Annotated in this window: 23 protein-coding genes and 1 pseudogene; 15 read left to right on the top strand and 9 right to left on the bottom strand. The window is 70.3% G+C overall.

The window, feature by feature from the left end; genetic code table 11:
* Position 1 precedes the first annotated feature (1 nt).
* The 4 genes from ACIA5D_RS07060 to ACIA5D_RS07045 all read left to right on the top strand — a co-directional run bounded on the left by ACIA5D_RS07060 (position 2) and on the right by ACIA5D_RS07045 (position 3385).
* A complete protein-coding gene (locus ACIA5D_RS07060; protein ID WP_396028934.1) occupies positions 2-778 on the top strand; it encodes an ABC transporter ATP-binding protein in 777 nt (258 codons plus the stop codon).
* Positions 778-1488, top strand: coding sequence for an ABC transporter ATP-binding protein (locus ACIA5D_RS07055; protein WP_396028933.1), 711 nt, complete (start codon positions 778-780; stop codon positions 1486-1488). Before ACIA5D_RS07060 ends, ACIA5D_RS07055 begins: the two co-directional genes overlap by 1 nt.
* A complete protein-coding gene (locus ACIA5D_RS07050; RefSeq protein ID WP_396028932.1) occupies positions 1488-2354 on the top strand; it encodes a branched-chain amino acid ABC transporter permease in 867 nt (288 codons plus the stop codon). The genes ACIA5D_RS07055 and ACIA5D_RS07050 overlap by 1 nt, the downstream gene beginning before the upstream one ends.
* 113 nt (positions 2355-2467) lie before the next feature.
* The gene (locus tag ACIA5D_RS07045; RefSeq protein WP_396029491.1) at positions 2468-3385 is read left to right on the top strand and encodes a branched-chain amino acid ABC transporter permease; all 918 of its coding nucleotides are present in this window, start codon (positions 2468-2470) and stop codon (positions 3383-3385) included.
* Positions 3386-3481: 96 nt separating this feature from the next.
* On the opposite strand, the gene ACIA5D_RS07040 is transcribed toward ACIA5D_RS07045, so the two are convergent.
* The gene (locus ACIA5D_RS07040) at positions 3482-4195 is read right to left on the bottom strand and encodes a hypothetical protein (protein WP_396028931.1); all 714 of its coding nucleotides are present in this window, start codon (positions 4193-4195) and stop codon (positions 3482-3484) included.
* Positions 4196-4263: 68 nt separating this feature from the next.
* Positions 4264-5610, bottom strand: a complete 1347-nt coding sequence (locus tag ACIA5D_RS07035; protein WP_396028930.1) for an APC family permease — start codon at positions 5608-5610, stop codon at positions 4264-4266.
* Positions 5611-5659: 49 nt separating this feature from the next.
* On the opposite strand from ACIA5D_RS07035, the gene ACIA5D_RS07030 reads away from it, so the two are divergent.
* Complete coding sequence (locus ACIA5D_RS07030) at positions 5660-6094, top strand: universal stress protein (RefSeq protein WP_396028929.1); 435 nt, start codon at positions 5660-5662, stop codon at positions 6092-6094.
* Between the two features lie 101 nt (positions 6095-6195).
* Here the strand turns inward: ACIA5D_RS07030 and ACIA5D_RS07025 are convergent, their stop codons facing one another.
* Complete coding sequence (locus tag ACIA5D_RS07025) at positions 6196-6969, bottom strand: dienelactone hydrolase family protein (protein ID WP_396028928.1); 774 nt, start codon at positions 6967-6969, stop codon at positions 6196-6198.
* 280 nt (positions 6970-7249) lie between these two features.
* Here ACIA5D_RS07025 and ACIA5D_RS07020 point away from each other — a divergent pair, with 280 nt between their 5' ends.
* Together ACIA5D_RS07020 and ACIA5D_RS07015 are read left to right on the top strand one after the other, a co-directional pair.
* The gene (locus tag ACIA5D_RS07020; protein ID WP_396028927.1) at positions 7250-9136 is read left to right on the top strand and encodes a glycosyltransferase; all 1887 of its coding nucleotides are present in this window, start codon (positions 7250-7252) and stop codon (positions 9134-9136) included.
* A gap of 29 nt (positions 9137-9165) precedes the next feature.
* Positions 9166-9534 carry an ATP-binding protein gene (locus tag ACIA5D_RS07015; protein WP_396028926.1) on the top strand — a complete coding sequence of 123 codons (369 nt, stop codon included), beginning with the start codon at positions 9166-9168 and terminating at the stop codon, positions 9532-9534.
* 13 nt (positions 9535-9547) lie between these two features.
* Here ACIA5D_RS07015 and ACIA5D_RS07010 read toward each other — a convergent pair whose 3' ends face one another.
* On the bottom strand, positions 9548-10960 hold the full coding sequence (locus tag ACIA5D_RS07010; RefSeq protein WP_396028925.1) for an Nramp family divalent metal transporter: 1413 nt from the start codon (positions 10958-10960) through the stop codon (positions 9548-9550).
* Positions 10961-11011: 51 nt separating this feature from the next.
* On the opposite strand from ACIA5D_RS07010, the gene ACIA5D_RS07005 reads away from it, so the two are divergent.
* Complete coding sequence (locus tag ACIA5D_RS07005; RefSeq protein ID WP_396028924.1) at positions 11012-11755, top strand: esterase family protein; 744 nt, start codon at positions 11012-11014, stop codon at positions 11753-11755.
* Here the strand turns inward: ACIA5D_RS07005 and ACIA5D_RS07000 are convergent.
* Together ACIA5D_RS07000 and ACIA5D_RS06995 are read right to left on the bottom strand one after the other, a co-directional pair.
* The gene (locus tag ACIA5D_RS07000; RefSeq protein WP_396028923.1) at positions 11738-12751 is read right to left on the bottom strand and encodes a cation diffusion facilitator family transporter; all 1014 of its coding nucleotides are present in this window, start codon (positions 12749-12751) and stop codon (positions 11738-11740) included. The genes ACIA5D_RS07005 and ACIA5D_RS07000 overlap by 18 nt on opposite strands.
* 40 nt (positions 12752-12791) lie before the next feature.
* A complete protein-coding gene (locus ACIA5D_RS06995) occupies positions 12792-13724 on the bottom strand; it encodes a PrsW family intramembrane metalloprotease (RefSeq protein ID WP_396028922.1) in 933 nt (310 codons plus the stop codon).
* A gap of 71 nt (positions 13725-13795) precedes the next feature.
* On the opposite strand from ACIA5D_RS06995, the gene ACIA5D_RS06990 reads away from it, so the two are divergent.
* Positions 13796-14968, top strand: coding sequence for a glycoside hydrolase family 27 protein (locus ACIA5D_RS06990; RefSeq protein ID WP_396028921.1), 1173 nt, complete (start codon positions 13796-13798; stop codon positions 14966-14968).
* Here ACIA5D_RS06990 and ACIA5D_RS06985 read toward each other — a convergent pair.
* Positions 14959-15258 carry a LysR substrate-binding domain-containing protein gene (locus tag ACIA5D_RS06985; RefSeq protein ID WP_396028920.1) on the bottom strand — a complete coding sequence of 100 codons (300 nt, stop codon included), beginning with the start codon at positions 15256-15258 and terminating at the stop codon, positions 14959-14961. The two genes, ACIA5D_RS06990 and ACIA5D_RS06985, sit on opposite strands and share 10 nt — an antisense overlap.
* 6 nt (positions 15259-15264) lie before the next feature.
* On the opposite strand from ACIA5D_RS06985, the pseudogene ACIA5D_RS06980 reads away from it, so the two are divergent.
* Positions 15265-15744, top strand: a pseudogene (locus ACIA5D_RS06980) (MFS transporter); the annotation flags it as partial.
* Positions 15745-16144: 400 nt separating this feature from the next.
* Here the strand turns inward: ACIA5D_RS06980 and ACIA5D_RS06975 are convergent.
* Positions 16145-16456, bottom strand: a complete 312-nt coding sequence (locus ACIA5D_RS06975; protein ID WP_396029490.1) for a hypothetical protein — start codon at positions 16454-16456, stop codon at positions 16145-16147.
* A gap of 402 nt (positions 16457-16858) precedes the next feature.
* On the opposite strand from ACIA5D_RS06975, the gene ACIA5D_RS06970 reads away from it, so the two are divergent.
* The 3 genes from ACIA5D_RS06970 (at position 16859) to ACIA5D_RS06960 (ending at position 19602) form a co-directional block, all read left to right on the top strand.
* Entirely contained in the window at positions 16859-18082 is a 1224-nt protein-coding gene (locus ACIA5D_RS06970) for an alpha/beta fold hydrolase (protein ID WP_396028919.1), read from the top strand.
* A 186-nt stretch (positions 18083-18268) separates the two neighbouring features.
* Complete coding sequence (locus ACIA5D_RS06965; RefSeq protein ID WP_396028918.1) at positions 18269-18571, top strand: hypothetical protein; 303 nt, start codon at positions 18269-18271, stop codon at positions 18569-18571.
* 110 nt (positions 18572-18681) lie between these two features.
* Positions 18682-19602: an alpha/beta fold hydrolase gene (locus tag ACIA5D_RS06960; protein ID WP_396028917.1), complete on the top strand. Its 921-nt coding sequence runs from the start codon at positions 18682-18684 to the stop codon at positions 19600-19602.
* 70 nt (positions 19603-19672) lie between these two features.
* On the opposite strand, the gene ACIA5D_RS06955 is transcribed toward ACIA5D_RS06960, so the two are convergent.
* Positions 19673-20218, bottom strand: coding sequence for a hypothetical protein (locus tag ACIA5D_RS06955; RefSeq protein ID WP_396029508.1), 546 nt, complete (start codon positions 20216-20218; stop codon positions 19673-19675).
* 112 nt (positions 20219-20330) lie between these two features.
* Here ACIA5D_RS06955 and acpA point away from each other — a divergent pair, with 112 nt between their 5' ends.
* Both acpA and ACIA5D_RS06945 read left to right on the top strand, forming a co-directional pair.
* Complete coding sequence (gene acpA / locus ACIA5D_RS06950) at positions 20331-21968, top strand: acid phosphatase (protein WP_396028916.1); 1638 nt, start codon at positions 20331-20333, stop codon at positions 21966-21968.
* 46 nt (positions 21969-22014) lie between these two features.
* Positions 22015-22278 carry a hypothetical protein gene (locus ACIA5D_RS06945; RefSeq protein ID WP_396028915.1) on the top strand — a complete coding sequence of 88 codons (264 nt, stop codon included), beginning with the start codon at positions 22015-22017 and terminating at the stop codon, positions 22276-22278.
* Positions 22279-22441 lie beyond the last annotated feature (163 nt).

The raw sequence follows: 22441 nt of genomic DNA, 5'->3' as shown, positions 1-22441 counted from the left end.
GATGACCCGCACCGAGCCGCACCCGGCCGAAGCCGTGGACGCCCTCGCCGTCGAGCACGTGTCCTGGCGCGCCGGCGCCGTACCCATCATCAGCGACGTGACGCTGCGCGTTGCCCCCGGCGAGCTCGTCGCGCTGATCGGCCCCAACGGCGCCGGCAAGACCTCCCTGTTCAACGTGGTCAGCGGCCTCTACCGGCCCAGCGGAGGCCGGGTGCTGCTCGGCGGCGCGGACGTGACCCGGCTCGCCCCGTACCGCCGGGCGCGTCTCGGCCTCGGCCGTACGTTTCAGACCTCGGCCGTCTTCGCCTCGCTCACCGTGATCGAGAACGTCGCGCTCGGCATCCAGGCGGCGCGCGGCGGCAGCATGCGGCCGTGGCGCCGCCGCTCCGACCGGTCGATCACCGCGGCGGCCCACGACATCGCCGACCGGGTTTTCCTTGGCGAACGGAAGGCGGCGACGGCCGGATCGCTGGCGCACGGCGAGAAACGAAAACTCGAGATCGCGCTGCTGCTCGCCGCCGCGCCGAAGATGTTGCTGCTCGACGAGCCGATGGCCGGGGTCAGCGCCGAGGACGTGCTGGCCCTCGCCGAGGTGATCCACGGGCTCACCGGGGACGGCCGGGGCGTGCTGATGGTCGAGCACCACATGGACGTGGTGCTCGATCTGGCCGACCGGGTTGCCGTCATGCACCACGGCACCCTGCTGGCCTGCGACTCCCCGGCCGCGGTCATGGCCGACGCGACGGTCCAGGAGGCGTACGTCGGTGAGGCCTTGTGATGCTGCACGTGCGCGACCTGTCGGTGCGGCTCGGCGGCTCGCACATCCTCCAGGGCGTCGGCTTCGACGTGCCGCCCACCGGGGTCACCGCCCTGCTCGGCCGCAACGGCGCCGGAAAGAGCACCACGCTGCGCGCCATCCTCGGCGAGGTGCCGGCCACCGGCACGATCGAGTTCGGCGGCGCTCCCGCGCTCGGCCGCCCGACCCATCGCCTCGTCCGCGACGGCCTCGGTTACGTGCCCGAGGACCGCTGCGTCTTCGCGGGACTCACCGTCGCGGAGAACTTGCGCTTGGCGGTCCGCGGCAAGAACCCCGATTTCCGTATGGTCGACGAGCTGTTCCCGGAGCTGCGGCAACGGGCCGCCCAACGCGCGGGCACCCTCTCCGGCGGCCAGCAGCAGATGCTCGCCCTGGCCCGCGTGCTGCTCAACCCCCAGCGGCTGCTGCTCATCGACGAGCCCACCAAGGGCCTGGCCCCCGCGGTCGTCACCTCGGTGACCAACGCCCTGGCCCGCATCGCCGACCGGGTGCCGATGCTGCTGGTCGAGCAGAACCTCGCCGTGGTCCGCCGCCTCGCCCGCGACGCGGTCGTGCTCGCCGCCGGCCGGGTCGCCTGGCAGGGCCCCGCCTCGGAACTGCTCGGCGATCCCGCTCGCACCCGCGACCTGTTGGGCGTCGGCTCGACCGGTTCCCCGGCAAGGAAATCCTGATGTCCACCGTCATCCTGCTGACCCTCACCGGCCTGGGCCTGGCCGCCCTCTACTTCCTCATCGCGTCCGGCCTGTCGCTGGTCTTCGGCCTCGCCGGCGTGCTCAACTTCGCGCACGGCCTGTTCCTCTCCGTCGGCGCCTATGCCGCCTGGCAGGCCGCCCAGCACTGGGGCCTCACGGTCGCCGTACCCATCGGCATCGCCGCCGGCGCGGCCACCGGCGCCCTCGTGGAGTTGATCGTCATTCGCCCCCTCTACCGCCGGCCGACCGAGCAGGTGCTCGCCACCGTCGGGCTCTCCCTCGCCGGGGTCGCGCTGCTGCAATCGGTCTGGGGCGCCGACCCGCGCACGTACCCGCGTCCGGCCTGGACCACCGGCACCACCTCGCTGCTCGGCGCCGAGGTCCCCAACGACCGGTTCCTGCTGATCGCCGCCGCGGCGATCGTCCTCGCCGCGCTGCTCGCCTTCCTGCGCTGGACCCGGTACGGCCTGATCATCCGGGCCGGCGTCGAGAACCGGGCCATGGTCAGCGCGCTCGGCATCGATGTGCGCGCCGCGTTCACCCTGGTCTTCACGATCGGCGGCGCGCTGGCCGGCACGGCTGGGGTGCTCGGCGGCATCTACTTCGGCTCGGTCTCCCCGTCGCAGGGCGCCGGTCTGCTGATCTTCGCGTTCATCGTGGTGGTCATCGGCGGGCTCGGCTCGATCACCGGCTCGGCGGTCGCGGCCGTCGCTGTCGGCGTGCTCCAGCAGTTCGTCAACTACTACGGCACGTCCGGCGCCGGCGACGTGAGCGTGGTGGCGCTGCTCGCCGTCGTGCTGCTGCTGCGCCCGGGCGGGCTCGCCGGAAAGGTCGCCGCCGCATGAAACTCCCGCGCTTGTCGCCGCGGGGGGCGCCGCCCGCTCGTCAAGGTCTGGGACTCACGCGCTTGCTTCCGGTGCCGGCGCTGCTGCTGGCGATCGCCCTGCCGTGGTCCACGATGGACGTCCCGGTGCTGTTCGACGGCCCGCTGAACTCGCCCGGCACCCTTCAGCTGCTCGGCGTCTGCCTGGTATTCGGCGGCCTCGCCCTCGGCTACGACCTGCTGTTCGGCCACGCCGGGCTGCTCTCCTTCGGGCACGCCCTGTTCATCGCGTTCGGCGCCTACGGCACCGGCATCCTCCTCGAACACCTGCCACTGTGGACGGCGATGCTCGCCGCCGTCGCGCTCGCCGCCGTGGCCGCCGCCCTGCTCGGAGCGGTCGCACTGCGGGTCGGCGGGATCGCGCTGGCGATGGTGACGCTGGCGTTCGCGCAGGTGGGCTGGATCGTGGTGAACCGCGACCCGGGCGGCCTCACCGGCGGCGAGGAGGGCCTGCCGCTGGACTCCGCCGCCCTGCCCTCGGCCCTGGTCGGCGTGGTCAACACGGTCAACCTGTACTGGCTGTCGCTCGCGTTCCTGGTCCTGGTGGTCCTCGTGGTGCACGGCATCCGCCGCGCCCCGCTGGGCCGGGTGCTGACCGGCCTGCGCGACGACGAGCGCCGGATAGCGGTGCTGGGCCTCTCGCCGTACCGGATAAAGCTTGCGACTTTCGTCCTCGCCGCGGCCCTGGCCGCACTCGGCGGCGCGGTCTACGTCGTGGTGGTCGGCGGCGCGACCCCGCACCTCGCCTCCACCGACCTGACCCTGTCCCTGATCGTGATGGCCGTGCTCGGCGGCGCCGGCACCCGGTGGGGCGCGGTGCTCGGCGGCATCCTCTACGCCTACCTCGACCAGCGGCTGACCCATGTGGGCGGGTCGTTGCCCGGCCCGCTGGGTCAGCCGCTGTTCGTGCTCGGCGCGCTGTTCGTCCTGGCGGTCGCCTTCCTGCCCGGCGGCCTGACCGGCTTCTCGCGCAGGCCGTCGAGGGCGGCCTGACCGACCGTTCGGTCAAGGCGTCGAGGGCGCGCTGACCGACCGTTCGGTCAGGTCCGTCGAGGCGGGCTGACTTACCGACCGATCGGTCAGGCCGGCCTACTCGATCAGGCCGTCCAGGGCCGAGACGTTGAGGTAGCCGCCCGCGTCCTTCTTCTCCGGGTTCACCTCGACCTTGACGGTGATCCGGAGCTCGTGGACGCCGCGCAGCGGGATGTCGATGCTGCGCAGAAGCTCGAGGTCGTGGTTCGGCTGGTAGGTGACGGTCGTGCCGCCGCCGTTGACCGTGACGGTGAGCTTCGCGGTGACGTCGCGTTCGGTGAAGACGTAGCCGGAGATGCTGAGCCGCAGGTTCTTGCCCTTGCCGTCGCCGGTGACCGCGATGGTCACTTTCTGGGTGCGGCTCGGCCGGCCGATGTCGGTGCCCGACTCCAGCGAGCTGAATCTCGCGGTGAACGCCTGCCCGTCGCCGGAAACCGAGCAGTCGGCGTCGGACGGAACCTTGGCGTTGCCGAAGCGCGGCCCAACGGCGGCCGGCGGGTCCAGCGGCGGCTTGGCCGGCGCGGAGGTCGGCTTCGTCGGCGGCTTGGTCGGCTTGGTGCGGCCCGGTTTCGTCGGGTGCGACCCTTTACCCGTACGCGAAGGGCTGGTCTTGTTCTGGGGCGGCGGCGAGGGCTCGGCGCTGCTCGGTGTGGGCGTGGGCTCGTCCGCGTTCGCGTCCGGGCCGCCACCGATCAGCAGCGTGATGATGACGCCGATCAGGATGGCGATGAGCGCGATGACGGCAGCGGTGAACGAATGACGAGTGCGCACGGCAACTCCTCAGGCGAAGGAAAGTTTCGCTGGGAAGGGGTTCCTCCGCCCGCCCGGGATACCGTCGCCTAACTGACTGTCGCTCGCCGGTGCAGGTACGTGATCGCCCAGAGCACGACGCCGATCACCAGTAGGACGCCGCCCACGCGGTAGTCGTCGCCGGATCGGCCGGAAAGCGGGCTGGCCAGGTAGGCGCAGACGATCGCGCCCAGCACCGGAATCACGGTCGGCGCGCGGAAATGTTTGTGCTCGACCTGGTCACGCCGCAGCACCAGCACCGCGATATTGACGACGGTGAAGACGCAGAGCAGCAGCAGCGACGTGGTGCCGCCGAGCGCGGTCAGATCGGCGAACCAGATCAGACCGAAAGCGATCACTGTGGTGAAGACAATTCCCACCCAGGGTGTACGCCGTGCGCGATGCACCCGGCCCAGGATCTTCGGCAGCACCCGCTCGTTCGCCATGCCGTAGAGCAGGCGGCTCGCCATCAGCATGTTGATCAGCGCCGAGTTGGCGACCGCGAACATCGTGATGAACGCGAAGATCCACAGCGGGAAGCCGGCCGCGCCGGCCTGCACCACCTTGAGCAGCGGCGCGTCGCCCTCGCCGAGATCCGCGGGCGCGACCAGGGCCACCGACGAGATGGACACGAGCACGTAGATCAGGCCGGTGATGCACAGCCCGGTCAGCATCACCTTGGGGAAGATGCGCACCGGGTCCTTGGTCTCCTCGGCCATGTTCACCGAGTCCTCGAAGCCCACCATCGCGAAGAAGGCCAGGGCGGTCGCGGCCGTGACCGACCGGAACGCATTCTCGCCTTCGGCTGCGGTGAAGTCGGTGAGCCGGGACAGGTCGCCGTTGCCGCCGCCGAGCGCCCACGCGCCGATGCCGATGACGATCAGCAGGCCGGTCAGCTCCACGCAGGTCAGCAGGACGTTGAGCTTGACGCTCTCGCCGACGCCGCGGAAATTGATCAGGGCGATCAGCGTCATGAACCCGAGCGCCACCGCGGTCAGCCCCGCGCCCTCGCCCAGCGACAGGTCGAACGCCTCGGCGAAGTTGCTCGCGAACGCCTTCGACGCGCTCGACGCCGACGTCAGGCCTGAGCACATCACCGCGAACGTCACCAGGAACGTCAGGAAGTGCAGGCCGAACGCCTTGTGCGTGTACAGCGCCGCGCCCGCCGCCCGCGGGTATTTCGTGACCAGCTCCAGGTAGCTGCACGCCGTCAGCAGCGCGACCATGAACGCGACCAGGAACGGCAGCCACACCGCGCCGCCCACCTCGTTCGCGACCCGCCCGGTCAGCGCGTACACGCCGGTGCCGAGGATGTCGCCGACCACGAACAGCAGCAGCAGGCCGGGCCCCATGACCCGCCTGAGCTCGGGCTCGTTCCGGGTGTCCACATCCGCCATGGTCGTGAGCCTATCGACGGAACGCAGTCGGGCGATAATACTGCGTGACATGCGCATCGTCGTAGCCGCGAAGCCCGACGCCGACCAACCGTGGGTGGCCGACGCCGTGACCAGCCTGGTCAGGCAGACCGGCGCCGACGTCGCGGTGGTGGCGGCCGACGAGGTCGAGCTCGAGCGCCTGGCGGCCGTCCCCCGTTCGGTCTTCGACGACAAGGCCCGCGGCGCGATCGAGCGCATGGCCCGTCATCTGTCGGACGCGGGCGTCGAGGCGGAGACGGCGGTCGTGCCGGGACGCCCGGTACCGGCCATTCTGGACTATGCCGAGCGGTTCCAGGCCGACCTGATCGTGGTCGGGTCGAGCAACCGGCCGGCGGTGGCCGCGCGGCTGCTCGGCAGCGTCCCGCTCGACCTGATCAAACGCTCGTCCCGCCCGGTCCTGGTGATCACCCACCCGAACCACCCCGCGGAGCGCTCCCCCGTCTGACCCGCCCACGACGGAGCCGATCTTGATGATTCCCTGCTCGTTCCGTGCGGCAATCATCAAGATCGGCTTGCTCCACGGCCGGCTCGCGCGCGAAGACCGGTTCAGCTGACGGGCAGGCCGGACGGGCGTAGATGCCGGGCCAGGAACTCGTTGTCGAGGCCGATCCAGCGGATCCTTCGGTGGTCGCCAGGGTTGGCGTGCAGCGTCTTCTCCGTGGAGGCGAAGGCGTCGAACAACGTGAGCGAGGACTGGCGGTCGACGTGCTCGTCGTCCCACGGGAGCAGGAACTGGACGGGGACGGTGATCTGCCGCGCGGCGGCGAGCAGCGACTCGTACACGAAGAAGCCGCCGCCGAAGATGGCCACCGTGATCCGAGGATCGGCGGCCGTCAGCGGGATCCCGATCGCGGTGCCCATCGAGACGCCGCCGCCGTAGCCGATCGGTGCCTCAGCGCCGATCGGCGGCAGCTCCTGGAGGGCGTCCAAGGTCGCCTGCCATTCGGGGACGGCGCGCTCCGCCAGCGACGTGGTGTAGCTGATGCTGACCGATTTGAAGCGCTCCTTGTCGCCGGCCGTCATGGCCTGCCGCATCTCGTCGCGGGCCCGGTCGTCGTCCGTCGTGCGGAGGCGGTCGCCGTGTCCGGGCGCGTCGATCGCGACCACATGGAAACCCCAGGTGGTCACGGTGTCGAAGGCGCGGGCCCTCTGGGCCGGCGTCTTCTTGTGGAGGCCGCCGCCGTGGCCCATCAGCACCAGCGGCGTGTGATCGGCGGCGGATGCGGGCGACCAGAGGACGCCGGGGACGTCGCCGATGAGGAAGTCACGTTCGCGGACGCCGTCCGACGAGGTCTCCGCGGTGAATTGCACAGATTGCATGGGTTGGTGCCTTTCGGGAGTGCCGTGAGGTCGGGCGCTCCCGGCGACCCCTACGTCAATCGCCGACCGTGGCGACGAGGGGGAGCTCCCACGTGCGTACAGCGTTCATGGGTCTCACCTCCTCGGGCGAAGTCACGGTCGGGAGCACGCTATCAGGCCGCTCAGTGTGTCGCTCGTCTATTAGGGGACTTCAATGATTGACCGGTCGGTAGGTCGGAGATAGCGTGCTGATCATTCGTCAGGTCGGGGATGGTCGCATGTTCATGACGCGGGCGGGCCGATGCGGAAGGGCCCCGGGAACGGCGGCACCGCAGTGATCGTCACGCTCGTCACCGACACGTTCAACGTCAACAACAACGGAACCACGATGTCGGCCATGCGGTTCGCCACCGCGCTGATGGCTCGCGGTCACACCGTACGCGTCGTCGCCTGCGGCAACCCCGGCGAGCAAGTTTCGCGAGGCCCCGAGCGTGTCCGCGGTGAGGCCGGGCGTGGCCCCGAGATGTTCTGGGTGCCGGAGCTCGTGGTGCCGCTGGCGACCCGGCTCGCACACCACCAGAGCACGCTGTTCGCCAAGCCCGTCCGCGAGGTGCTGACAGCGGCGATCGACGGCGCCGACGTGGTGCACATCTATCAGCCGTGGGCGCTGGGACACGCGGCCGAGCGCATCGCCCGGCGGCTCGGGGTGCCGGCGATCGCGGCGTTCCACGTGCAGCCCGAGAACGTCACGTACAACATCGGGCTGGGCTGGTTCCCGCCGGCGGCGCATCTCGTGTACCTGCTTTTCCGGGTCCTTTTCTACGGCCGTTTCGCGGACATCCACTGCCCGTCGACGTTCATCGCCGCGCAGCTGCGGGCGCACGGCTATCGGGCCCGGCTGCACGTGATCTCGAACGGCGTGGACGGCAGCTTCACACCGGGACCGCCCATGCCGCGAAAGCCCGGCGAGAAGTTTCGCATTCTCATGTCGGGCCGTTTCTCGCCCGAGAAGCGGCAGGACGTTCTCATCCGGGCCGTCCGCAAATCCCGGCACGCGGCCGAGATCCAGCTTTACTTCGCGGGACACGGGCCGGCCGAGAAAAGGCTGCGCCGGATGGCGTCGAAACTGCCGAACCCCGCGCAGTTCGGCTACTACTCGCAGCCCGAGCTCATCGAGCTGATCCGCGGCTGCGACCTCTACGTGCACGCCTCCGATGTCGAGATCGAGGGGTTGTCCTGCATGGAGGCGTTCTCCTGCGGGCTGGTCCCGATCATCTCCGACAGCCGGCGCAGCGCGACCGGGCAGTTCGCGCTGGAGCCGCGCAATCTGTTCCGGGCCGGCGACCCGTCGTCGCTGGCCGAGCAGATCGACGACTGGTTCGAGGACCCGGACGGCCTCGAGTCGGCTTCCGAGACGTACGCGCGCTACGGCCGGCTCTACGCGGTCGACCGCAGCGTCAAGGCGATCGAGCGGGTCTACACGCGGGCCGGCAGCGAGCCGGAGCTGCCCGCGGGCTACGCCGGCCGGATCTACCGGGCGCTATCGACCGCGTTCTACTACGGAATAGCGATCCCGCTGCTCTTCGTGTTCACCCGGGTGATCCTGGGCGTCCGCAGCGAGGGCCGGAACCGGCTGCCCCGCGGCGGCGCGCTCACCGTCTGCAACCACGTGCACATGCTGGACAGCGCCCTGGTCGGGCTCGCCCTCTTCCCGCGCCGGGTCGTGTTCACCTCCGCGCCGATGAATCTCACGAACCGCTGGTACGGCGCTCTGGTGCGGCTGCTCGGCGGGGTCGCGGTGCCGCGCACCCCCTCGGGTCTGCCGTTGTTCTTCTCCGAGATGGAGCTCTTCCTGGCCAAGGGAAGGATCGTTCACTTCTTCCCCGAGGGCGAGTTGATTCCGTACGACACCAGCCTGCGCGACTTCAAAAGGGGGGCCTTCCACCTCGCGGCGCAGGCCCGCGTCCCGGTCGTGCCGCTGTCGATCCGGTTCACGCCGCCGACCGGCCTGCGCAGCCTGATCAGCAAGAAGCCCACCATGGTGATCGTCCTGGGCGACCCGATCGTGCCGACCACCACCGATCCGCGCAGCGACCGCAACATCCGCATGGAGCTGGCGCGCCGCCGCATGCAGGATCTGATCACCCCGCGCGACATCGCCGAATCGTCACCCGATCGAGTGGCGTAGGGCGCCCGCTTCCGGGTAAAGGCTGCGCCATGGATGCGCTGCGGCTGCCGTTCTCCGACGCCGGGGAGGGCGCGAAGATCCGGCGCAGCGCTGCCGAGCTGCTGACCGGTCAATCGCCCGACCTCGTCGAGGACGTTCTACTCGTGATCACCGAGCTGGTCGACAACGTCGTCCAGCACACCGAGGACGGCGGCGAGCTGCGCCTGAGCCGCGACAACGGGACGGTTCTGGTCGAGGTGCACGACCGCAGCCGCAGCTTCCCGCGACTGCAGCGCCAAGATCTGCGGCGGCCGGGCGGGCGAGGGCTGCTGCTGGTGGCGGCCCTCACCGAGACGTGGGGCAGCCGGCCGACCGAGACGGGCAAACTTGTGTGGGCCCGCCTCGGCGACACCGGTTGAGCAGGCGGGCGGGTCAGCCGCCGAAGAGCTCGCCGATCCGGTCCTGGAACGTCAGCGCCGACAGCACGCCGAACAGCAGAACCGACCAGATCAGCACCGCCAGCCGCACGCCGCGCACCCGGATCGGCGCCGGCAGGATCCGCCGGTTGATCAGGATCAGCAGCCCGGAGTACAGGAACATCATGAAGCCGCCCACCACCGCGGAGATCACCAGCAGCGCGATCGGCTGGTCGAAGCCGGCCAACAGGATCACGATGCCGATCAGCACCAGGCCCCAGACCAGCCCCGCGTAGAGCTTGCTTTCGCTCGCCCGCCGGGCGTACGAGGTCTTGATGACGTCGGCGGCCAGCCGGCTGGTGTAGTCGACGATGCCGAGGGCCGCGGCGAACAGCGAGAACGCGCCGATCACCCAGAACAGGTACTGGAACCACGACCCGACCCGATCGGCGAGCACATCGCCCTCGACCTGCAGGAAGCCGATGCCGTTCTCCAGCCCGTCGCGGCCGAAGACGGTCGAGTAGGCCAGCAGCGATGTGAACAGGATCGTCAGGAACGTGATCAGCACGAAGGTGAGGAGCTGCTCGACGTTGGCGAAGCGCCACCAGCCGCGCCAGCGCCGCATGTTCTCGTCGGTCGGCTCGAAGGCGTACCCGGTGGTCGGCGCCGCCTCCGGTTTCCCGGTCACCGGGCTGACCAGCCGGGGCACGTACGCGCCCATGCCGAAGCCCTTGTCGCGGATCCAGTTGGACTGCACGAGGTTCTGCCCGCCGCCGGCGCCGGCGAAGGCGAGCGCGCCGAGCAGCAGCGCGAAGCCGAGCTCCTCCACCGGGATGCGCGGCCGGGTCACCACCTGCGGCACGTCGCTCCACGCCGCGGCGCCGACCGCGAAGATCGCGCCGACCACGAACAGCGTCACCACCGCCGCGACCTTGACCATCTGGGTGCGCTCCAGCGCGACGTAGACCACCGGCGCCAGGGTGAGGACCAGCCCGATCACCACCAGCATGCCGATGGCGATCCAGGTGCGGTTGCCGCCGAAGATGTACGTGGTGAGCGTCGCCGAACTGGTCACCCAGCCCGGCCAGAGGTTCGCGAAGTAGGTGAGGACCGCGAACACGAGCCCCCAGTGCCGCCAGTACCGGCTGAACCCGGTCAGCGCGGTCTCCCCGGTGGCCAGCGTGTACCGCTCGATCTCCATGTTGAGGAAGTACTGCGTGAGCAGCCCGACCAGCGCCGCCCAGACGAAGACCAGCCCCACCTGGGAGGCGATGTACGGGAACAGGATGAACTCGCCGGACGCGAGCCCGACACCCGCCGCGATGACGCCCGGCCCGATCAGGCGCCAGTAGCTGCGCGGCTCCTCCGGCATCTCCCGGATCTGCGGCGCCGGCATGTTGCGTGTGGGAAACCTTTCTGTGATCGCCATGGACGCTCCTCGATTTAGGTCCTCACCACTTACCCGGGCAGACTGGTCGGCATGCGCCAGTACTCCGTGCAGCTGAGCGCGCCCAACGGCGCGACCGGGACGGTGGCCGCCTACGGTCACTGGGGCCGGCCCCTGCTCGTGTTTCCCGCCGAGAAGGGCGAGGCGTGGGAATGGGCGAACACCGGCATGGTCGCCGCTGTGGAACACCTGATCGAGGCCGGCCGGGTGAAGCTCTACTGCGTCGACTCGTTCGATGCGGGCACCTGGTCGGACAACCACCTGCCGCTGGAGGAACGGGCCCGGCGGCACGGCGCCTACGAGTCCTGGGTGCTGGACGCCGTCGTCCCGCACATCCGCGCCGACACCGGCGACGGCGCCGACATCATGGCGGCCGGCTGCTCGCTGGGCGCGTTCCATGCCCTCAACTTCGCCCTCCGCCGGGCCGACCTCTTCCCGCTGGCGCTGTGTTTCTCGGGCAACTATCACCCCGGGACGTGGAGCGGATCCTGGGGTGAACGGGGCGACGCCCTCTACTTCAACAGCCCGGCCGACTACGCGGCCAACCTCCACGGCGACCACCTCGAGTGGCTGCGCTCGCGGGTGTCGGTGCTGCTGGTCTGCGGGCAGGGGCAGTGGGAGGACACCACCGGCACGCTGGCGTCGACGCCGCGGATGGCCGACGTGCTGATGGCCACGGGCATCCGCTGCGAGCTGGACATGTGGGGGCCGGACGTGCCGCACGACTGGCCGTCCTGGCGGGCGCAGCTGGCCCACCACCTACCGCGGTTCTGCTGAGTCCTCATCGACCCTCACGCCGACGTGGGTGAGGTCCTCGTCGACCGTCACGGCGACGTGGGTGAGGTCCTCGTCGACCGTCACGGCGACGTGGGTGATCGCCGAGTCGCCGAGCAGGCCGGCCCGCAGCCGGCTGATCCGGCCGACCAGGTCGGCGGCCGGTTCGCGGGCGGACGCCGCCGTCGCCGTCACCCGCACGTTGACCAGCAGGCTCGACGGTCCGACATAGACGGCGTGCAGGTCCCGGACCTCGCCCACCCAATCGGCTCCGGCGACCCGGGCGCGGATCGGCTCCAGCACGTCCGGCGGGGCCGACTCGTCCAGCAGCAGCGTCTTGGAGCGGCCGGCCAGCAGGTACGCGACGACGATCAGCAGCACGCCGATACTCATGCTGCCGATGGCGTCCCACCCGGCCCAGCCGGTCGCCGCGTGCAGCAGCAGGGCCGCCAGGGCGACCACGAGGCCGATCAGCGCCGCGGTGTCCTCCAGGAACACGGTGGTGGCGCTGGGGTCCGACGCGCGGCGCAGGTGCTCGGCCATCGACCGCTGCCGTTCGCGCGACTCGGCCCGCAACTGCTTGCGAGCGGTGTGCCAGGAATAGCTTTCGAAGACAAAGGCCACCACGAGTACGGCGATACCGACCCACAGCGATTCGAGCGGCTCCGGCGCCAGCAAGCTGCGCACACCCTCCCCGATCGACAGCGTGCCGCCGATCAGGAAGATGCCGAGCGCCGCCAGGAACGTCCAGAAATAGCGCTCCTGGCCGTACCCGAACGGATGCCGCTCGTCCGGCGCCCGCTTCGAGCGGTGCAGCCCGACGAAGAGCAGCACCTCGTTGCCGGTGTCCGCCGCGGAGTGCGCCGCCTCCGCCCACATCGACGCCGACCCGGTCAGCAGGGCCGCCACCGTCTTGGCCACCGCGATCGCCGCGTTCGCGATCACCGCCACCACGACCGTCCGGGTGCTGTCGCCGCTCTCGTTCTTCTCCCGTGCCACGGCACGGGCGTACCCCGAACCACGACCGGCCACACCCGCGTCAGGGTTGGGCGCCACCGATCGGCATGCGCCAGAGCACCATCCTGGCCTCGCGATCGGCGGTCCGGCGCACCGCCAGGAGCCAGGCGACGCCGGCCAGCGAGACCACGATCAGGCCACCCCAGGACAGCACGGTGAACAGCAACGTCTGGGCATCGGTCGGCGCCGGCTCGTATCCTCGCTCGAGCAGCCGGAACTGGTACGGCGTGCCGGTCAGCACGAGGGTGATCAGCAACGCGATGCTGTGCATGCTGTCCCACAACGCGTGCAGGATCGAGACGCCGAGGTAGCTCAGCAGCAGCCGGCCGGTGAAGGCGAAATGCCGCCGGCCGCTGGCCGAGAACAGCACACCGCCCAGGATCGCGGTCCACAGGCCGTGCCCGACCGGGGCGAGCAGGCCGCGCAACAGCTCGGTCTGCACCAGCTGCATCAGCGACAGGCCCTGCTCGGTGAAGAGCGCGGTGAACGCGTACCCGGCCGACTCGAAAGCGGCGAAACCGAAGCCGACCGAAGCGCCGAGGATCAGGCCGTCGCGGGCGTACTTGTGCTCGAGGTGGCGGGCCAGGAACGCGAGGACGGCCAGCTTCGCGGCCTCCTCGATGAGCCCCACACCGAGAAAGAGCAGCGGCGACGGGTGCAGCAGGTACGACTCGAGCAGCGACGCCGCGAGCACGCCGAGCACCCCGCCGGTGACGAACGTGCTGAACAGCAGCTCGGCGGTGACCTCGCCGCTGTGCCGCCGGCCGAACGCCCACACCACGAAGCTGACCGGCACCAGGAAGCTGCCCAGCAGCACCAGCGTCGGGATCAGGTTGGGGTTCTCGGTCAGGAGCGTGACGACGACGGTGAGCAGCCACAGCACCAGGCCGGTGAGGAAGACGCGCAGCCAGGGACGCCGGCGCCGTCCGGCGGCCACCGCACGGTTCTCATACATGCCCAACATCCTCGTCGATACCAACATCCCGCCGACAGCCCCGGCACAGGGATGGGTGGCAGGCTCGCTCTGTGCGCGCGCTGATTCTCGCTGTGGTGATGCTCGCCCTCGCCGGGACGGTCGCGGGTGAGCGGGCGGCGAGCGGGCCGCTGCCGCGGGGATACAACGGGCTGGCGGCGACGCCGCCGATGGGGTGGAACAACTACAACGCGTACGGACTGGAGCTCACCGACCGGCTGATTCGCGAAACCGCGGACCGGATGGTCTCGTCGGGGATGCGCGACGCGGGGTACGTGTACGTCTCGCTCGACGACGGCTGGATGGCGAGCACCCGCGATGCGAACGGAAACTTGCGCGCCGATCCCAGCCGTTTCCCGTACGGGATCGCGGCGCTGGCCGCCTATGTGCACGCGCGGGGGCTCAAGCTCGGCCTCTACGAGGACGCCGGGGTGAAGACCTGCGGCGGTCTGCCCGGGAGTCTCGGGCACGAAAGTGCGGACGCGGCGACTTTCGCGGCCTGGGGCGTCGACTACCTCAAGTACGACAACTGCTACGCGGCCGAGGGTTGCGGGCAGTACACCTGTTCGGCCGCCGGCGAGAGGGAACGCTACGCGGCGATGCGGGACGCGCTGCTCGCGACCGGACGGCCGATCGTGTTCAGCGTGTGCACCTGGGGAACGGACACGGTGTGGCGGTGGGGCGCGGGTTACGGCAACCTCTGGCGCACCACGGCCGACATTCAGCCGACGTACGACAGCATGGTCTCGATCTTCAAACAGACGGTCGGGCTCGGGGGCCATGCGGGGCCCGGCGGCTGGAACGATCCGGACATGCTCGAGGTCGGCAACGGGATGAGCGCGATCGAGGACCGGACGGAGATCACGCTGTGGGCCGCGATGGCCGCGCCGCTGATCGCCGGCACCGACCTGGTGCACGCCGACGCCGCGACGCTCGCGCTGCTGACCGATCCGCGGGTGATCGCGGTCGACCAGGATCCGCTCGGCGTGCCGGCCCGGGTGGTCTCCAGCGCTCAGGGCCACTACGTGCTGGAACGGCCGCTGGCCGGCGGCGACACCGCGGTCGTGCTCTTCAACGAGACCGGCGCCGCCGCGACGATCAGCGCCGGCCTGGGCTCGGAAAGCGCCGTGACCGACTTGTGGAACGGAACCTCCGCGGTCACCGCGACAATTCGCGCCGACGTCCCGGCGCACGGCGCGATGCTCTATCGCGTCGGTCAGTCGTAGGGACCGGCCTGTTCCACGAATTCGCGAAACCGCGCGGCGGCCGGCCCCAGCGCCCGATCGGTCCGCCAGGTCAGCCCCACCACCCGCTCGGCCCCCTCGGCGACCAGCGGCACTCCGGTCGTTCCCGACGCCCCCGCGAACTGCGACGGCACGATCGCCACCCCCAGCCCGGCCCCGACCAGCCCCTCCACCGTGGCCAGATCCCCGATCTCGAAGGCGACCCGGGGCGTCACCCCGGCCGCCGCGAAAAGATCGTCGACCAGCGCGTCGGCCGTACGCGTCTGATCCATCTGTCTTTGATCCTGTCCGCCCTCGTCGGGGCGGCTTGCGTGATCGCGCCGAGCTGGCCCGTGCTGCTCGGCCTTCGCCTGCTCCAAGGGGTCACGCTCGCCGGTCTGCCTGCCGTCGCGACGGCCTATCTGCGCGAGGAGCTGCACGCCGAGACCCACGCCCGGGCGGCGGGCCTCTACATCGGCGGGACCGCGCTGGGTGGCATGGCCGGCCGTCTGATCACAGGATCAATTTCCGACGCGTACAGCCGGAGGTTGTCCCTCGCGGCGGTGGCGGCCGTCGGCCTGATCTGCAGCGGTTTCGTGGTCGCACTGCTGCCTTCGTCCCGAAATTTCGTGGCGCGGCCGACGGCCGCGATGACCCGGCGCGCGCTCACCGATCCCGCCCTGCTGATCCTGTACGGGATCGGAGCGTGCGCGATGGGCGCGTTCGTGGCCGTCTACTACGCGATAGGTTTCCGCCCGACCAGCGAACCTTTCCTGCTCGGCGCGGGCGCGGCCGGCGCCGTCTTTCTCGTCTACCCGGTCGGCACGCTGAGTTCCACGCTCTCCGGCCGGCTGGCCGACCGGTACGGCCGCCGCGCCGTGCTGCCGTTCGGCTGCCTGCTCACCGCGGCCGGCCTGCTGCTCACCCTTCCCGACCGCCTGCCGCTCGTGATCGCCGGCCTGGCCGTCATGACCGCCGGTTTCTTCTGCGTGCACGGCCTGGCCAGCGGCTGGGTGCCGGTGCGCGCCCACTTGGGTGGCGTGCCGCCCGCCCAGGCGGCGTCGCTGTATCTCTTCGCCTACTACGCCGGGTCGTCGCTCTTCGGCAGCCTCTCCGGCACGGCGTGGTCCCTCGGCTCCTGGCCGGCCGTCGTCCTGCTGGCGTCGGTGTTCGTGCTGGTCAGCGGGATTCTGGCCGGACGCCTGCGCCGGATGCCCGCGCCAGCGGCTTCCGGGCTAGCGGCTTCCGGGCTCGCCCGCCCGGTGCCCGCGCCGTCCGATGGCGATCATCTCGGCGCGGGGGACGACCTTGATCCGGCGGCGGCCGTGCGGCTCGCCGAGGGCGATCTCGTGCCGGTCCAGGCTCTGCCAGCCGGCCCAGGTGGTGTGCTCGACACCGCGGCGGGCCAGGTGGGCGAGCACGTCGGCCCGGCAGCGCCCGCAGAGTCAGTGTCCCCGGTGCAGCGAGCACCAGCAGCAGCGGCGCGACCATACCGGCCAGCAGGTGTCCGGCCATGTGCCCGACGAAGCCGGAACTCGCCGCCGGGCCCACCAGCTACGCCACCACGGCGGCCAGGCCGGCGTACCAGCAGGCAGCACGCCCGGCCGGCCATGATCGACGGCGGTAGCGCGCGGCGCCGAGACCAAATGCGTACGCGAGCGCCGCGATGAGCAGCGCGACGCTGATCACCCCGGCCGGCATGCCAGGCATCCGGCCACACCGTCACCCGACCTGCTGGCGGCGCCACAGCAAACCGGCTCCGAGGCCGAGCAAGTGTTCCAGGAGGCCTGGCGTCGGCGGGCCGAGGTTGAGCTGATCGACAGCAACGCGTTGCCGTGGCCTTAACGTCAGGTTCGTCAGGTTCTCGGCGCTCGCCGCGGGGTAGTGGTAGGCATGTCCTGGCCACGCATTGCCCGCATGAGTCCTGCCCAGCGGCACATGACCCGCGCCGCCCCCAGCACCTCCGAAGGGTTCACCAGCGCGACGGCGACGGTGCGCGGTCTGCACCTCCACGTCCGGCAACGCCTCGATCCCGCCGCCACGGCACCGGTGTGGTTGCTTCTGCACGGATTGGCCGTGACGCACCGGTACCTCATGCCGACCGCTACCGCGCTGCCCGGCTCGGTGTACGTTCCCGACCTGCCCGGCTTCGGCCTCTCCGGCAAGCCGGTCCGGGTGTTGACAGCCGAGCAGCACGCCGAGGTCATCGCCACCTGGATGGACGCGGCCGACCTGGGCGGCGTCCATGTGTTGGGGAACTCGTTCGGCTGCCAGATCGCCGTCGAGCTCGCGATCCGCCGCCCGGGCCTGATCGCCTCGCTCATCCTGGTCGGGCCGACCGTCGACCCCGCCGCCCCGACCCCCGGTGCTCAGATCCGCCGCTGGACGCACGACATGCTCAGCGAGGACCCGCACCAAATACCCATGATCCTCGCCGACATTCGGGACGCCGGACCACGGCGCATTCTTCGAACGCTGGCACACGCCGTCGGACATCACATCGAACGCCGCATCCCGCTGGTCCAAGCGCCAATCCTGATCCTGCGCGGCCAGTACGACCGGATCGTCCCTGCCGACTGGGCAACCCGCGCGGCGTATCTGGCCCGCACCGCCCGCACCGCTGACGTCCCCGGTGCGGCACACAACGCCGTGACCACCGCCGGCGCAATGGTCGCCGCCCAAGCCGTCGCCTTTGCTGCGATGCACACCGCCATCGAGACAACGGATGAGTCCCCACTCGACGACCGTCGGATGCCGGTGGAGCACACCACGTCGGCCGACCAAGTCCGGCGCCTGGCCGAGCAGGTTCTCCGCGACTGGAACATGACCGACCGAACCGGCGATGTGCTGCTGGTCATCACCGAACTCGTCCAGAACCTCACCCAGCACACCGATGACGGTGGCGAACTTCATCTTCGCCGTCAGGACGATGCGATTCTGATCGAGGTCACCGACACCAACCCGCAACCACCCCGGTTGAAATTCCCTTCGCCTGCCCCCCGCGGGCTGCTCATCGTCGCCGTAACCGCACGCCGATGGGGCAACCGACCGGCCCGCTGGGCCGGTCGCGCCAGCAAGATCATCTGGGCGGAAATCGCCCGGCGGCCACCAGACTGACCGCAAACTCGATTTAAGGTTTACGTCAGACAGTTCCGGGCACCTCTCTCACCGACAACGGTGGATCCTTCGGCGCTGAACGCCACACTCGTCCGCCATTCCATGCGGCCCTCTCGCATGAACAATCCCGCACCGTCGACCAGCGGCGCGGGGATCCGCGCCCATTAGCCGTACCAGGAGATATAGATGTCCAGTTCCACAACCGACACTTCCCGGCGTGACACCACAACCGATGGCTCTCTGCGTCGCCGCTCGGCCGAGACCAAGGCCGCTTTCAAGACCACAGAGTTCGTCGCCTACGTGGTGATGGTCGTCGCGGTGCTGATCGCCTCCGTGGTGGTCGACGGCAACGGCAACGGCGACAACGGGGCTGCCGGCGACTACTTCCGTGCCGACCGCGCCTGGTTCTACATCGTTTTGCTGACCATCGGATACATGGTCAGCCGCGGACTGGCGAAAGCCGGCAGCCGCGATACTTCCGACGCCTGAGGCAAACTGAGGATCGCCGCCGGCCCGGCTCCCGGCCCGGCGGCGGCCCGCTCCCACAAGTTTCACCAATCAGTAGGGATACGTACATCACCACCATCAAGGCCGGGTCCTTGCCCGCCACTCGACATGAAGATCGGCTCCGAATCGGTGACGGCACCATCGCCTACACCACGGCAGGCGCCGGCGAACCACTTTTGCTGATCCACGGACTCGGCGGCACCCGCCAGACCTGGAATCAGGTACTCGACGACCTTGCGGCCACGCACACCGTGATCGCTCCGGACCTGCCAGGCCACGGCGACTCCGACGCGCCTGCCGGCGACTACTCGCTCGGGGCGCTCGCCGCGTCACTTCGGGATCTGCTCGTCGTCCTCGGTCACCCGTCTGCGACCGTCGTCGGCCACAGCCTGGGCGGTGGCGTCGCGCTGCAGTTCGCGTACCAGTTTCCAGAGCGCACCGACCGCCTCGTGCTGATCAGCAGCGGCGGTCTCGGACCCCAGCTCAACCCAATGCTGCGCGCCGCCACTCTGCCCGGCGCGCAAACCGTGGTCGCCGCTCTGGCACGGGTACCGGAGCCCGTGACCAGGGGCCTGTTGACGCTGGTGACGTCGGCTGTTCCCGGCGTCCTGACGCGGCCGGATGCCGGGCCGGTGGCTGAGGGTATGCACCGGCTCCGCCACGAGGGTCAACGCCGCACATTCATCCGTACGGCGCGTACCGTCATCAATTGGCGGGGGCAGTCCATCAGCGCCACCCAACACCTCAAGCAACTGGGCGGTCTGCCGGTTCTCCTCGCCTGGGGAAGCAACGACAAGACCATCCCGCCCAGTCATCACCGGGCCGTGGCGGACCTCCTGACCGAACCTCACCTGGTCGAGATCGACGGCGCCGGTCACTACCCTCACGAAACCGCGCCCGACCGACTCCTAGCGGCACTCCATTACTTCCTCGAAGCGACGGCCCCCTTCCGCTATACCGAAACCAGTTGGCGGCGCCTGCTCACGACATCAGCAGCCGTTTCGTCAGTTTGACCGGGGCTATCTCGCTAACAGTATTTCGGACCTTGGATTCCAACGATCGTTGCAACACGTGGTCGGTTAGTCAGGTCGCGATCAGTTTATGCAGACGCTCGGCTGGCGTGTCCCAGCCGAGCGTCTTGCGGGGTCGTGCGTCGAGTTCGGCGGCGATTGCGGCGAGGTGCCCGCTGGGGTGGACCGACAGGGTCGGGGGATCTGTGGGCGACCGGCGACCTCTCCAGGTCCGCACCCATGACGGCCCGGCCGGACTCGGCGCTGCTGCGGAGTCCGGCGCGGGGCCGTCAAGCACGGACCGCCCGTTCGGTGGCGGCGATGATGAGCGCGGCGCCTGGGAACCGCGCTGTGGAAGGAGACAACCATCGCGACGTCGCAACCCGTGCAGCGGATCGAAATGATCGGCGGCTACCGCGAGCCGGCGCACATCCTGGCGTCCGGCAACAGCAGCGCTCGCGACGTTTCGGTGGCCGATGGCGACATCCTCGTCCTCGGCAGGCGGCCACGCCGAGGCCACGCCGAGGCTGAGGCGGCGCGCTGCGCCGCCGTGACCCTTGGTGTTGTAGGCGCCGGCGGAGAGCGCGTCGGGGAGTTCTTGCCGGTGGCGGGGGATCATCTCCGGGCGGCTCGCCCGGCTCGTCGCAATCGATGATGGATGCCACGAGCGACACCCTGCGCGATCTTGCCATTGCGATACGTTGCGGTGAGCCGGATGGGAGGAGCGGACGATGAGACGGGTTCACGTGGCGCTCGGTGTGCTCGTTCTTGTGCTCGGCTTGGCCGGCACCCCCGCTCAGGCCCATCCGCGGCAGGGACCGCTCAGCCCGTTCACCCACCTCGTAGTCATCTACCAGGAAAACCACAGCTTCGACAACCTGTACGCGGGCTGGGGACGGGTCGGCGACCAGCGCGTCGACGGGCGCGGCGCACCGGGCTACGCGCGCCGCAGCGTGCAGGTCAAGCAGGACGGCAGCCCGTACCGGTGCCTCTTCCAGAACGACCCGAGCCTGGCGACGCCGCCGCTGGATGCCGCCTGCGGCACCGACACGGCGACCAACGGATTCTCCTACGCCAGCCACTTCACCAACCGGCCGTTCTCGATCAATGACTACATCACTCCGGAGAGCCCCACCTGCCCGGGCGGCACGCCCGGCGGCTGCACCCGCGACCTGGTGCACCGGTTCTACCAGGAGCAGTACCAGCTGGACGGCGGCCGGATGGACCGCTACAGCACCGGCAGCGACGCGGCCGGCCTCACCCAGGGCTACTACGACACCCGCCAGTTGCCCGTCTACCGGTACCTGCACGCGGCCGGGGCACCGAACTACGTGATCGCGGACCGGTTCTTCCAGGCCGCGTTCGGCGGGTCGTTCCTCAACCACCAGTACCTGGTGGCCGCGCAGGCGCCACCGTGGCCGGACGCGCCCGCCGCCGCACACTCGGTCATCGACGCCGAGGGCTTCCCGAACCCGAACCCGCCCGCCGCGGGCACGGGCGTCCGGGCGTACCCGTTGCACACCAGCGACCCGTCGCTCAACGACGGCCCGGTCACCCAGGCCTGCCCCGGCCGGCCCGGCTTGGCCTGCGGCGACTACGCGGTCAACACCGTCCAGCCGGCCAGCCCTCCCAGTGCGGGCGGCGCCAACACGTTGCCGCTGGTCAACGACGTGGACCCGGCCGGCCCGGACTACCGCCGCACCATCGGCGACGAGCTGTCCGACCGGAACATTCCCTGGGCCTGGTACGCGGGCGGCTGGAGCGACGCGGCGGCCGGGCATCCCGGCCCGCTGTTCCAGTACCACCACCAGCCGTTCAACTACTTCGCCCGGTACGCGCCCGGCTACGTCGACCCCCGCACCGGCGAGCACCCCCGCGACCACCTCCGGGACGAGACCGCGTTCTTCGCCGCCGCCCGGCAGGGCACGCTGCCCGCGGTCAGCTTCGTCAAGCCGTACGGCGCGGAGAACGAGCACCCCGGCTACGCCAGCACCGACAACGGCGAGCGGCACTTGGTCGACCTGCTCACCGCGGTCGTGAACGGCCCGCAAGCCGCCAGCACGCTGGTCGTGGTGACCTACGACGAGTTCGGCGGCCAGTGGGACCACGTCGTCCCGCCCGGCCAGGGCCGGCACGCCACGCCCGGCCCGTCCGACGAATACGGTCCCAGCACGCGCATCCCCGCCCTGCTGATCTCCGGGGCGCTGCGCAAGTCCGGAGTCGACCACACCTCGTACGACACGACGTCGATCTTGCGCACCATCGAACGGCAATACGGCCTGCCGCCGCTCGACACCCGCTTCGGACGCGACACCCGGGTCAACGACCTGGCCCCCGCACTTCGCACCGGCGGCATCCGGCACGGCTGACCTCCGGAGCGGCATCGGCCCGTCACGCCACCGGCGCATCAACCGGGTGCTGCACATCATGGCGGTCGTCCAGCTGCGCAGTGACACCGAAGGCCGCCGCGACCACCGGCGCAGACTCGCCGAAGGCAAGACCTCGATGGAAGCGATGCTTGCGCTGAAATGCCGGCTCTCCGACGTCGTCAACCGGCAGATGACCGCCGACGCCCAATCCAGCGCGGCCGGCCCTGACCCCGAGACCGGCACTTCGGAAAAGTCACTTCCCGGACCCGCCGAACCTCACTCTAAAACACCGCTTCCCGCGACCTCTTGATGACACAGAGGGGTGCCTACTTCGGCCTCCGCCCGCTCTCGCCAGGCGGTCAAGACCAGCACGGTGAACACGTCGAGCGCGGCGGCAGGCAACGGCCGTGGCTCGCCGGGTCGCTTGCGGCGACGCAGCCAGCGCGCGTAATCAACCGGCATCGGGCCCCGCT

It is taken from the genome of Actinoplanes sp. NPDC051513 (assembly GCF_044454685.1).
Lineage (GTDB): Bacteria > Actinomycetota > Actinomycetes > Mycobacteriales > Micromonosporaceae > Actinoplanes.
The sequence above is the reverse complement of the archived record's forward strand: the minus strand, read 5'-3'. Positions and strand labels throughout refer to the sequence as shown.